This is a genomic window from Veillonella caviae (assembly GCF_003992125.1).
Lineage (GTDB): Bacteria > Bacillota > Negativicutes > Veillonellales > Veillonellaceae > Veillonella > Veillonella caviae.
Genome location: NZ_RQUY01000034.1, coordinates 1 through 13,336, shown reverse-complemented (window position 1 = coordinate 13,336; position 13,336 = coordinate 1). Strand labels below are relative to the sequence as shown.

Annotated in this window: 11 protein-coding genes; all 11 read right to left on the bottom strand. The window is 36.9% G+C overall.

Annotation, left to right across the window (positions count from 1 at the left end):
- Positions 1-221: 221 nt before the first annotated feature.
- Positions 222-1,454 (bottom strand): chloride channel protein, encoded by a 1,233-nt coding sequence (locus EO120_RS08905; protein WP_127135120.1) that lies wholly within the window; start codon positions 1,452-1,454, stop codon positions 222-224.
- 68 nt (positions 1,455-1,522) lie between these two features.
- Entirely contained in the window at positions 1,523-2,020 is a 498-nt protein-coding gene (gene nrdG / locus EO120_RS08900) for an anaerobic ribonucleoside-triphosphate reductase activating protein (RefSeq protein WP_127135118.1), read from the bottom strand.
- A 165-nt stretch (positions 2,021-2,185) separates the two neighbouring features.
- On the bottom strand, positions 2,186-4,336 hold the full coding sequence (gene nrdD / locus EO120_RS08895) for an anaerobic ribonucleoside-triphosphate reductase (RefSeq protein WP_127135117.1): 2,151 nt from the start codon (positions 4,334-4,336) through the stop codon (positions 2,186-2,188).
- A 317-nt stretch (positions 4,337-4,653) separates the two neighbouring features.
- Positions 4,654-5,364, bottom strand: a complete 711-nt coding sequence (locus EO120_RS08890; protein WP_127135116.1) for an ABC transporter ATP-binding protein — start codon at positions 5,362-5,364, stop codon at positions 4,654-4,656.
- 1 nt (position 5,365) lies between these two features.
- Positions 5,366-6,127, bottom strand: a complete 762-nt coding sequence (locus EO120_RS08885) for an ABC transporter ATP-binding protein (RefSeq protein WP_127135115.1) — start codon at positions 6,125-6,127, stop codon at positions 5,366-5,368.
- 10 nt (positions 6,128-6,137) lie between these two features.
- Complete coding sequence (locus tag EO120_RS08880; protein WP_127135114.1) at positions 6,138-7,145, bottom strand: branched-chain amino acid ABC transporter permease; 1,008 nt, start codon at positions 7,143-7,145, stop codon at positions 6,138-6,140.
- Positions 7,145-8,026: a branched-chain amino acid ABC transporter permease gene (locus EO120_RS08875; RefSeq protein WP_127135113.1), complete on the bottom strand. Its 882-nt coding sequence runs from the start codon at positions 8,024-8,026 to the stop codon at positions 7,145-7,147. Before EO120_RS08875 ends, EO120_RS08880 begins: the two co-directional genes overlap by 1 nt.
- Positions 8,027-8,040: 14 nt before the next feature.
- Positions 8,041-9,186, bottom strand: a complete 1,146-nt coding sequence (locus EO120_RS08870; protein ID WP_127135112.1) for an ABC transporter substrate-binding protein — start codon at positions 9,184-9,186, stop codon at positions 8,041-8,043.
- A 168-nt stretch (positions 9,187-9,354) separates the two neighbouring features.
- A complete protein-coding gene (abc-f, locus tag EO120_RS08865; RefSeq protein ID WP_127135111.1) occupies positions 9,355-11,268 on the bottom strand; it encodes a ribosomal protection-like ABC-F family protein in 1,914 nt (637 codons plus the stop codon).
- Positions 11,269-11,300: 32 nt separating this feature from the next.
- Complete coding sequence (locus EO120_RS08860; protein ID WP_241234932.1) at positions 11,301-12,587, bottom strand: type II secretion system protein GspD; 1,287 nt, start codon at positions 12,585-12,587, stop codon at positions 11,301-11,303.
- Positions 12,560-13,117, bottom strand: a complete 558-nt coding sequence (locus tag EO120_RS08855) for a hypothetical protein (protein WP_127135110.1) — start codon at positions 13,115-13,117, stop codon at positions 12,560-12,562. Before EO120_RS08855 ends, EO120_RS08860 begins: the two co-directional genes overlap by 28 nt.
- Positions 13,118-13,336 lie beyond the last annotated feature (219 nt).

The window sequence follows — 13,336 nt, the reverse complement described above, 5'->3', positions numbered from 1 at the left end:
CAAACTTTTTACCAACACCTTTTGTCCACCATTTAAAAATTACTAAACAATTTAAAAAGGCGATGCACTCAGTAATTTACTGAGTGCATCGCCTATAAAACCAACACTTTTTGTCCTATAACCCTAAAAAAAGCCTTCTCACCAATCAAATGGTTAGTGAGAAGGCTTTTTTATATCTATATTCACATCTATTACTTTATTTCAAATTTTTATATGCAAAATTATAGCGAAAATCTAGCTTTCAAAATTTGTTGCACAATAAGTGCAGACCCCATCGCCAGGGTTATAGGAAAAAACATTTCTACAGAGAAGCGTGATAATTCCAGCATGAACACACAAGACGTAATGGGCATTTTTTGTGCTAAACCGAGGAAGACAACAGCTCCTAAAAAGGCTGCAAACCCAAGCGATACAGGACTTACCATAACAGACCACAACGCAGCAAAAGCCAGCGATAATGTGCTACCTAGCATCATAGATGGTGTAATCCGACCACCATAGGCACCAGCCATAAGAGCTAATAGAACAGCAATCCATTTAGTAGCTAATAAACCTAGTGCATAATCCCATGTCACAAGATCCGTAAAGGTCAACTGATTCCCGGCCTTACCATTCCCTAAAATTTCAGGGTAAAACATAGCCATAACACCGACGAAGCCAAAAGCTAATACAGAAACTAAAATCATTTTAGGGCTTTTTCTATCAAATGTTGGTAATAACGCTTGTGTTTTATCAAACAATAATACACCGATAGCAATAACAGCGCCTAGAACGATGGCAAATTCTTGATAACTACCATATAAAGGTGGCTGAGCCATAGTATACTGTATCGTATCGCCTACACCAGATTGACGAACTACTAAAGTAGCAATACCACATGATAGTAATGCGGCACTCATAGATCGTACATTCCAGGAAATAACAAGAGTTTCTAGAATAAAAATAGCCGCTGATAAGGGAGAATTATATACAGATGCCAAACCAGCACCGGCAGCACAAGCAATAATCAATGATTTATCATCAGATTTCATATCCACATGTTTCAAAAGAGCACTCATAATACCAGCACTAGCTTCGCGAGGTGCTACTTCTCGACCTAATGGTGACCCCATGCCAACAGTGATAATCTGTAAAGTAGCATGAATACATGTTTTTAACGGAGGCATCTCTTTAGTTCTATCTTGCACCGCCTTTTTAATATCCACTAAAGGCTCCCCGTAACGATGAATAAGCACCCAACCTATACCACCTACAAGTCCACAAGCTAATAATGCAATTACTCGATGCTCTGGTGTTACACGAGCCACGGCTTGTCCAAATGTTAAGCCTTCAGCAGTAGAATAATTGTACATAACATGCTGAATATAATGAAGCAAATGCGTATAAAAAGCACCTACCAAACCAGCCACAAATCCAACGATTATAATAAGCCCTAACAAGCGTTTATCAAACATGGTATTCATAAAATACAAAATACTCCCTATGATTAATACAAATCACTACTATTCAAATACAGGAAATGTTAATCCATCGCTAATATGACTTCGTCAGCCGTTAATGATGATTTCACATCGATAATGCGTTGATTAGAAGAACCTCTAAAACGTAAACTTGGATCTTTTAGTTCCTCTACAAAGCGACCATCTACCAGTATATCTACTTGTTTTAATAATGAAAGTCTTATTGGGTCACTTACGATATCGTCCCATGTGTAGCCAGAATAGGCCCAAATTTTTTTATTCGGTGCCGCTAGTCGTACAGCAGCTACAACAGGCAATAATCCTTCTACATTTTGGAATGGTTCCCCACCAAGCAGTGTCAGGCCTGCACAATTAGGATTTTGTACATAGGATACAATAAGTTCTGTTTCCTTATCTGTCCATTCAGAACCAGCATTAAAATCTTGATATTCTTTGTTAAAACAATTGTAACAACAATGAGTACAACCTGTTACAAATATAGATGTACGAATACCTTCTCCATTGGCTATATCATATTGTCTAATTTGCCCGTATCTCATACATGTCCCCTCACTTATCTATTGGATATAATAATGATTACTGCCTGTAATGCTGTATTGTATTTATTTGTTTCTATATAGATTTCGATATTTTCAATCTTATATACATATACTAAAAGCTGTGCCTATGGCACAGCTTTTAGTATAACAAAAGTACTTATAAAATTAAATGTGCATTACTCTATCTTTGATTTCTTTTGTACGACCTTCATTCCAGAAGTTTTCCCCTAAGTAACCACATGTACGGCGGATAACAGTTAATTTATCGCGATTTGTATTATGGCAACGAGGACATTCCCATTCATTATGTTCATTAACCTTAATTTCACCATCAAAACCACATTCGTGACAGTAGTCCGACTTTGTGTTGAACTCTGCATAAGATATATGATCATAAATATATTGAATCATCGTCAATACTGCGGGAATATTATTTGTCATGTTAGGAATTTCAGCATAGGAAATGCACCCACCAGTAGATTTCTTTTGGAATTCTGACTCGAAAGAGAATTTATCAAATACATTAATTTCTTCACGTACATTTACATGATAGCTATTTGTATAATAACCTTTATCCGTAATGTCTTCAATGATACCAAAACGAGCGCGATCTAAAGAAGAAAAACGATTTGTTAAACTTTCAGCAGGTGTGCCATATAAACCAAAACCTAAATGATGTTTATCGCGCCAATCTTGAATAGCTTCGTTTAAGCGGTCCATAATTTTCATAGCAAATACACGACCTTGAACACCTGTATTAGATTCGCCAGTAATTAAACGTGTAGCTTCGTAAATACCGATGTAACCTAATGAAATTGTGGCATAACCATCTCTTAAAAAGGCGCCAATTTTTTCACCTTTTTTCAATCTTGCAATAGCACCATGTTGCCAGTGTATAGGCGATACATCACTAACAACATCTTTTAATAATTCATATCGAAGCATCAATGCTTTTTCTGCTAATTCCAAACGCTTGTCTAAAATTTCGAAGAATTTAGTTTCATCACCGCGCGCTAAAATACCTATTTGAGGTAAGTTGAGACTCACAACGCCCATATTAAACCGACCATCAAATTTATAGTGACCTTCACTATCTTTCCAAGGAGACAAGAAAGAACGACAGCCCATTGGACTAAACACATTACCTTCGTAATTTTCCTTCATTTTCTTAGCCGAAATATAATCAGGATACATGCGTTTTGCTGTACATTGAGCAGCTAACTCGGTTAAATAATAATATGGGCTATCAGGTGTCACATTATGTTCATCAAGAACATAAATCAATTTAGGGAATGCTGGTGTAATATATACATCGGCTTCATTTTTTACGCCTTTAATACGTTGACGTAAAATCTCTTCTGTAATAAGAGCCGCTTCTTTAGCATACTCATAATTAGGGTTAAAATACATGAACAATGTGACAAATGGAGATTGACCATTTGTAGTCATTAATGTATTGATTTGGTATTGTATAGTTTGGATGCCGTCTTTGACTTCTTTGCGGGTTCGTTTCCATGCAATTTCGCGAGCCTTTTCCATATTAGGCTCCATATCGTAAATCTCAACTTGTTCTTCAATAACATTATTGAGGATTTTTTCGTAAGATTTGCGTACAAATGGTGCTAATATACGGTCAATACCATTAATACTTTGACCACCATATTGACCAGATGCAACTTGGGCGATGATTTGGGTGGTTACCGTACACGCTACTTGGAAAGATTTAGGAGTATCAATTTTTTTACCATTAATAACGGTTCCATTAGTCAACATATCCTCTAAATTGATTAGGCAACAGTTGAACATAGGTTGAATAATATAATCCATATCATGGAAGTGAATAGCACCGCTATCATGAGCTTCCAAAATATCTGTGGGAATCAATTTACGGCGCGCAATATCTTTAGAAACTTCACCGGCAATCAAATCTCGTTGCGTAGATACGATGGCAGCATCTTTGTTAGAATTTTCATCTAATACACTCACATTACTGCGATTTAATAAACCGATAACATCTTCATCCGTAGTATTTTGACGGCGTTTAAACGCTTGTACTGCCTTATAACCTTCATAGGCACGTGCCGTTGCAGGATTCTTATATTCAATTAATTTATAATACACTTGATCTTCAATAGCATAAATAGTCATATCCTTTTGAAGCTTCACAGCGTATTCTTCGATTTCATCAGCAATACGCTGTGCTAAGCCTTCTTCAAAAAGCCCTGTAGAACTATGTTCTGCTTTTTCAATAGCTAATGCAATCTTTTGCTTATCAAAAGGTACCTTCGTACCATCCCTTTTGATGACCTGCAACATGTCGGCAACCTCCCTTTTTGTTAACGGTAATTTAGTCAAAACATATAAAAAAAGTATGGAAAACCATACTTTTATATATAAACTTCTTAAGAAATCTACGTAATGTATATATATCTTAGTACTTGTTTAGTATACTATATATAGTGTACTTTTTCAATAAAAATACTAGATAATGTAAAAACTAAAGCTACAAGAATAACTTCCTAGATTTTCTTAATGACCAATATTGGCTACTAAATATATGGACAAAGGGCTGTATAGAATACAGAAATATTGCATTCTATAACAGCCCCTTTTGATATTAATTTAATAATTTATTATTCTATTCGACCACCAAGATAAGCCTCCATAACGCGAGGATTATGTCGAATATCTTCGGCTGGTCCTGATAAAACCATTTTACCTGTTTCTAATACATATGCATAATCAGCAATTTTTAATGCTTGACGTACATTTTGCTCTACTAATAAAACAGTGGTTCCTTCCGCACTTATTTCTTTGATAGTTTCAAAGATTTCATTTACCACAAGTGGTGCTAAACCCATAGAGGGTTCATCTAGTAGTAACAGTTTAGGACGTGCCATCAAAGCTCGACCAATGGCCAACATTTGCTGTTGACCACCAGATAGAGTGCCGCCTAATTGATAGCTTCGTTCATCGAGAATAGGAAAACGTTTGAATACCTTTTTTATATCCGCTTCGATTTCTTTATCATTGCGAATATATGCACCCATTTCAAGATTTTCGTATACACTCATATCTTGTAGAATCTGGCGACCTTCAGGAACAAGAGAAATACCTGATTTTACGATATTATGTGTTTTTACCCCTGTAATATCTTTACCTTCAAAAGTAACAGAACCAGAAGTAGGTTTTACAAGCCCCATGATTGTTTTCATAGTCGTCGATTTTCCCGCGCCATTGGCACCGATTAAAGAAACGATAGAGCCTTGTGGTACCTCTAAAGAAATATCTTTTAAAGCTGTAATATGTCCATATCCAGCTACTATATTATTAAGCTTTAACATATTACTCCTCTTCTTTTCCTAAATACGCTTCGATAACAGCAGGGTTATTTTGAATTTCTTGAGGTGTACCTTCTGCAATCTTTTTGCCAAAATTAAATACTACCATACGATCGCAAATATTCATCATTAATTCCATAGCATGTTCAATCACTACTACCGTAATGCCTAAATCGCGAATTTTGCCAATTAACTGACGCAATGCTTCCGTTTCACTATCATTCATCCCCGCTGCAGGCTCATCCAGCAAAATCAATTGTGGGTGTGTTGCTAATGCTCTAGCAATTTCTAAACGACGCTGTTTACCATAGGGTAGAGAAGTAGCTACTTCTTCAGCATCTTCTTCTAATCCTACTAATTTTAGAAATTCATAGGCGATACCACGACAACGTTCCTCTTCAATACGTTGCCGCTTAGTTCGGAAAAAGCTAGAAATAAAACCAGAACCAGTACGGCAGTGCATGCCAGTCAAAACAGTTTCTAAGGCCGTCATATTACCAAATAATCGAATATTTTGGAATGTGCGAGCAATCCCCATTTCTACGGTTCTATGTGGTTTCAAGCCAACTACAGACATACCGTCGAATACAATTTCTCCAGAACTAGCGGGAAATACGCCAGTAATCAAATTGAACAATGTAGTTTTACCAGCACCATTAGGACCGATAACACCAAATACTTCCCCTTGCTCTACACCAAAGGTAATACCTGTAAGAGCAGCTACACCGCCAAAACTTTTGCTAACTTCATTTAGTTGTAATAGCATTGTAACCCTCCTAACCTTGTTTTTCTTGAGCCCGTTTATATGCTTCAAAACGCTCAGTTAACACTTGTGTTTCTGGGATATACGGCTCTTTTTTACATCCTAGCTTACGAGCCATTTTATCTACCATAGATTCCGTCAAAATACCATCTGGACGTACTGCCATTAAGACAACGAGAAGTGCACCATAAATAATATCGCGGTAATCCGATAAGAATCGTAATACTTCTGGCAATAACGTAAGAATAAAGGAACCTAACACAGAACCCCATACTACATTAGAGCCACCAAATACTGGGAATAATAAAATCTGAACAACTTTGTGATAACTAAAATCTGTAGGATTAATAAAATTCGTAATATGTGCATACAAGCCACCGCCAATACCAGCAATAAAAGCACCGATAATGAAGGCCATCATTTTATAATACACAACATTAATTCCCATTAATTCTGCAGCATGATCATCTGCTTTAATAGCTGCAAAAGCACGACCTACACGACTATTATTAATACGTACACAAAAAGCAATAACAAGAACTAAAATAGCTAATAAAACAATAATAGCCATCAAGTTCCCCCAAGTAACAGCATCTAGGCCTAACAAACCATCAAAATCAAATTCATATGCATAGTTTGCTAATTCTTGCGGAATAGATGGAATACCAGATAAGCCTAAAGCACCATTAGTAATGTCTAAATTCAGAAAAATAACGCGCACCACTTCACCAAAACCGAGGGTTGCAATAGCTAAGTATAAACCTTTTAATCGTGTAGTAGGTAAACCAATAATAACAGCTACAAATGCTGCTACCAAACCACCTACGATAATACCTACAATAATAGGCATGTCAACTTTTAAAGAAAGCAATGCCCCTACATAGGCGCCAACACTCATAAATCCTGCTGCCCCCAGCGATAATTGCCCGCTTGCCAAAGTAAAGTAAATAGAAATACCCATAATGGCGTTAATAATAAAGAACATGATAATTTGTAGATAATATGGGTTCAATAAATCCATTATGGTCTCCCCCCTTTATCTTTAGAGCCAAATAAACCCTGTGGCCGCCAAAATAATAATAGGATAATCATACCAAAGGCTACAGCATCTCGGAACGTAGACGCACCATAAGCTACAGAAAACACCTCTGCTACACCGAGGATAAAACCACCGACCATGGCGCCCGTAATATTGCCCAGACCACCTAGAATGAGTACTGCCAACCCTTTAAATCCAATGATAACACCCATTGTTGGTTCAATAGCATTAAAGGATAAGCCAACAAGCACACCAGCAGCAGCACCTAAAGCAGATGCAATCATAACAGTAATGGAAATAACCATTGTTGGATTAATACCGAGTAGTGCTGCGGTTTCAGTACTAAGAGAAACAGCGCGAATAGCTTTACCGATTTTTGTCTTTTTAATGACAAAATTTAAAAGCACCATGAGAACGATGGATACTCCAAGGCCAATGATTTGAACCATTGAAATTTTAAAGGCACCAAAATCGATTAAACCACCGATATAATCAGGTGGGAAAGATCTGGTTTGTGGTCCCCATAACAACAGTGCTAAGCTTTCAATAAATATAGATACCCCAATAGTACTGATAAGTGGTGCTAAATGAGACACCTTTTTTTTACGTAATGGACGTAATGCCACAAATTCTAATACATAACCTAATACGGCGCCTACAGCCATCGCTACAATAAGGGCAACAAAAATGTTAACGTTAAAAACAGTGACCATAAAAAGACCAACGAAGGCACCTATCATAAAGATGCCTCCGTGTGCCATGTTGATAATATTTAAAACGCCAAACACAAGTGTTAAGCCAATAGCGAGTACAGCATATAAGCTACCGAGGGTTAACCCGTTAACTAATTGTTGTAAAAACACTATAGTACCTCACTTTATTTTTGTAATGCGTCAAATTGACCATTTCTAATTTGTAACACTTGTACTTCCATGTTTGGATCGCCTTTTTCATTGAATTTGAATTGACCTGTTACACCAACAAAATCAGCAATGTTTTTCAATGCTTCTCTAAATTTTTCACGATCCGTAGTAGAACCAGATTTTTTCAAAGCTGATTCATACATATATACAGCATCATAAGCTTGTGCAGCAAATTGATCTGGCTCTTTACCGTATTTTGCTGCATAGGCTTTACGGAAATCTCGTACTTTTTGGTCATCTTTATTAGGGAACCAAGGTGTACCTACGATGACACCATCCGCTGCGGAACCTGCAATTTTAATAAACTCAGGGCTATTAAAACCATTAGAACCAATAACAGGTTGATTCATACCCATTTCACGCATTTTTTTCATAATCAATGCACCTTCTTGGTATAGAGAAGCTACAACAATTACATCTGGTTTCAATTGTTGGATTTTAGTCAATTGTGCCGAGAAATCAGTATCTTTATCAGCAAATGTTTCTGTGTCAATAATTTGAACACCAGCTTCTTTCAACGCTTTTTCTGCAGTTTTATTAACCGATACCATTTGATCATTATTGTTAGAGTACATAATAGCAGCTGTTTTAAATCCCAATGTTTTATGTGCCTCTTTGATAGCTGTATCAACTGCTAAAGATTCAGGTACAGCATTGCGGAAAATATAATCTCCAATATCAGTAATACCTTCTGCCGTTGTAGAAGTGCCTAAAGCAACGACTTTGCTTTTATTCGCAACAGGACCTGCTGCCATCATTTCACCAGATAACATAGGACCGATAACACCTACTACTTTATCTTTAGAAATAACTTTATTTATCGCATTAATAGCTTCATTTTTATCACCTTTCGTATCTTCTACGAGCAAGTTGATTTTTACAGCATTAGCATCTGCATTAATTTCACTAACCGCCAATTCTGCACCAGCTTTGATAGATTCACCATATGCAGCAGCACCACCAGTTGTAGTAGTAAGCAATGCAATTTTAGCTTCATTGCTATTAGCACTGTTATCAGAACCATTACTACAACCTGCAGCAATAGCCATCACACCAGCTAGACCTAAAAGGGCTAGTTTTTTTAACATAGAATGTTTCATAATACACCTTTCCTTCACACCTATACATTATACATTACATTATTATAGTAAATAATATATATCTATATTATGAGGCATATTTCATCTTTGTCAATCATATAGACTGCATAGTCTATAGAATTTTCACACACGTCTTAACATACCAACCCATAAGCATTCTTCTACCAACTATTCTGCCAACTGTTCTGATAAGGATTCCCACTTTTCATACAACACTTGTAGCTCTGATTCTGTTGTTTCCAACTGAACTGATAAGGATGTCATCTCCTCCGCATCTTGTTGTACTACTGGATTAGACAATTGAACCTCATACATTTTCATGGTCGCTTCCAATCGAGCGATTTCACTTTCTACTTCATTTAATTGTTTTTCTACCATGTACGTATTCGTTTTCTTCTTCGGCTCATCTCGTGAAAGCTCAGGCTTTTGTTGTCCAGAACTAGCTTCTTTTTCTTGTACAATAGCTATTTCATGAAGAGCAGCTAAATCTTCTCGCTCTTTAACTTTTTCTTTATAATACGAATAATTTCCTAAATATTCTGTTAAACCCTTATCTTCTAAAACTAAAGTTCTCGTAGAAACTTGATCTAAAAAATACCGATCATGAGAGATAATAAAACAAGTACCACCAAATTCACGCAACGCTTGTTCTACTATTTCTCTAGTAGGGATATCTAAATGGTTCGTCGGTTCATCAAGAATTAGGAAATTATTACCTTGTAAAAATAACTTTAATAAGGCTAAACGAGCTCTTTCCCCACCAGATAAATCACCAACTAATTTAAATACGTCATCGCCACGAAATAAAAATGAACCTAGCACATTTCGCGCCTTTTCTTCAGAGAAATTAAAATCATGTTTAATTTCATCCACCACTTGCCACTGATTATGTAGTTCTTCGTGTTCTTGTGAAAAATATCCCACCTGCACGCGATTGCCTATATCGATATAACCATCTACGGGAAATAGTTCACCTACAATGGTTTTCACCAATGTAGACTTACCAGCGCCATTAGCACCAATGAGCGCCACGGACTCACCACGTCGCACCACAGTCGACACATCATCGATAATAGGTCTATCCGAAGAGTAGCCAATACTTACATGATCTAATACAAGGACTTTGTCAGCGCTCATAGCAGCTGGTGGAAATGAAAATTGTAAAGTATCTCGAATCTCCGGTGCTTCTAACCGCTCCAATCGATTCAATTGTGATTGACGACCTCGCGCCATTTTTGATTTTATACCAGCCCGATATTTATCAATATATTCTTCTGTTTTCTTAATATATTCCTGCTGTTTTTCATAAGCTGCTAGTTCTGATTTTAATCTTTCATCACGTTGCGTAATATAACGGCTGTAATTCCCTTTATACGTAATTGCTTTATGATGATCTAATTCAACAACCCCCGTTACGATACGGTCTAAAAAATAGCGATCATGACTAACGATGAGAATACCACCTGGATACGATGATAAATACCCTTCAAGCCACTCTAACATATCCATGTCTAAATGATTTGTTGGTTCATCAAGGAATAAAAAATCAGGACTTCTAACAAGGGCTTTTGCCAAATTAATACGCGTTTTTTGACCGCCCGAAAAATCACTAGCTGGTTTGTCTAAATCTTCATCAGTGAAACCTAAACCATATACGATACGCTTTGTTTTCTGTTCATAATCATAACCACCAAGCCACTCTAAACGATTTTGTAAGTAATCTAGTCGCTGTAGATCACCCTCACTAGCTTCATGGTTTTCCAAATACGTCGTCAGTTCCGCTAACTTATCTTCTAACGCATGAACATCAGCCCAAGCTTTTTCGATTTCTACAGCTAAACTATCATCCCCTAAATTGACATCTTGTTGTAAATAACCAATACTAGCCACTGGGGACGTAACAACTTGGCCTTCATCAAGTTCTTCATAACCGAGTATACATTTTAATAATGTAGATTTTCCGGCTCCATTAGGCCCTACTAAAGCGATTCGATCGCCTTCTTTTATTTCAAAGGACACATTGGAAAATACTTGGTGCACCCCAAATGATTTTCCTAGGCCTATCACTCGAATGCGTTCCATTCGTCACCTCCTGTTTCATTTAGTAAACTATATTATACCACAGTAGCTTTCACAAAAATGACCATTTCCACAGAATCCTTCGTCTTTCGGCTATGCCTAAATAATTTACCTAGTAGTGGAATATCGCCTAGAATAGGAATTTTCTCCATTTGCCGTTGATTGCGGTTATCCATGAGCCCACCAATGATTAATACTTCTCCATCTTTCATACGTACTCTTGTTTTTGCTTGTCTTGTTGTGATTTTATAAGCTTTCAATTCCGATACTAGTACGGGCGAACTCACTTCAGCTTGAACGATAGCATCAATAGTGTTTTGTTTTGTAATCATAGGTGTATAATCGAGGCGAATACCGGCCTCTTCATAACGCACTGTATGTTTTCGCTCACCTTCAGTAATAGATTCTTCAATAACAGGAATCCGTTCACCGATAAGAATATGAGCCGCATCGCCATTGACGGTCATAATAGATGGCGATGCGACCACCACAGCACGGCCAGAACTTTCCATTAAACTCAATTCAGGCTTTACAAAAAAACGATAGGATTCTCCACTTGGTGCTCTACCAAAACTAATAGCACCATAGCTATGTGTCGTATCATCACCATGACCCGTGATACTCTGCCAAGACCATCGCAATCCCGTTTCTTTTCTATAAGACTGTTCCATAGCCATCACTGTTACCTCTAAACGAACTTGTCTAATCTCTTTATCTATAAACTGTACTAATTGATTAACATTTTCCAGTTCATCATCTGTGCCATATACAACCATCATATTACCTTCTGTAAAAGTCGATACTTTATCGCTAGAAACTATGGTTTTCACACTCTTTTCTAAAGATTGTACTGGTATAAATGCAGGCTCTATAATAGAAATATGACGCTGCGATTCGCTAACCATACTCACTCTTATAATATCCCTATCCTTATGAATGCTAAAATTATATTGCTTTCCCAAAGATCGAAGCATAGCTTCTGGCGTTTCGCCATGAATTGTACCACTCACCATACCTTTCAATGAATCTACACCGATAATAGATAATCCATAGCTTTTACTAATACCTTCTACTACAGATGAAAGCGGTGCTTTATGTACAGTCATAACATAAGGAGATATGTTTTCTTCCCTATTGTCTCTACCCTCTACTGGTTCTTCAACTTTATAATTATCTTTATAAGGTAGCTCACGTTTCATATTGTCCCAATCTACAAGTTCTTGTCGTGCTATAACCATAGGTGGAGAGCACACAATCATCATAATATACCCCATAATATACATAATGATGACAGTTAAAAGGATTCTTGTAAATCGAGCCATTGTAGTTCCCCTCCTTGTTCTATATATACGCCATACTCACCAATGCTAATGAGTCGAATAGCATTCCAACTATCTCCAATTTTCATAGTTTTACTAGTTTGTTGCATATCAATTATTGCATACGGTATAGGCCCTTGAATAATTCCTGCTACGCGAATCTGCACTTTTGGGGGCTGATTAACCTGCTCTTGATTCTTCAAGATATTATTATTTTCATCACTATATTTCTTTTGGATAGGTTCATCAACTAAAATATGACTATCATGGGGCAATACTTCTTCCCGAGAATGCACACTCTTGATAGCCCCATCAACTAAGGTATTCGTATCACGAGTCAATACTTCTTCCCATGGATGTGCTCGTAATGATGAACTTATATCGTATACAATCTCTACCTCCCCACTCTCACCATTCTTTTTACTGTATTGATAGCTCTCATCTTCCGTTTCCCGTTCTAACTGTAAGGTAGGTAAATGGTTTTCTTCATTAACTTCTCCACGAAGAGCACCCCAACCTATGCTAATAATCATGATAATACCTGCACATAAGAACGACTTCTTATAACGCTTACAAGATATTAGAAATCTTATTACTTTCTCTTCTATAACTTGTTTGTACGAATTCATAACGCAGAACCCCATTTATAGATTTCAGCACTAAAATCACTTTTATTAGGGTTATAGGACAAAAAGTGTGTGTGACTAATCCCAATAAGTTGGAAAATTTGTAGACATATGTAGCTCATTCCA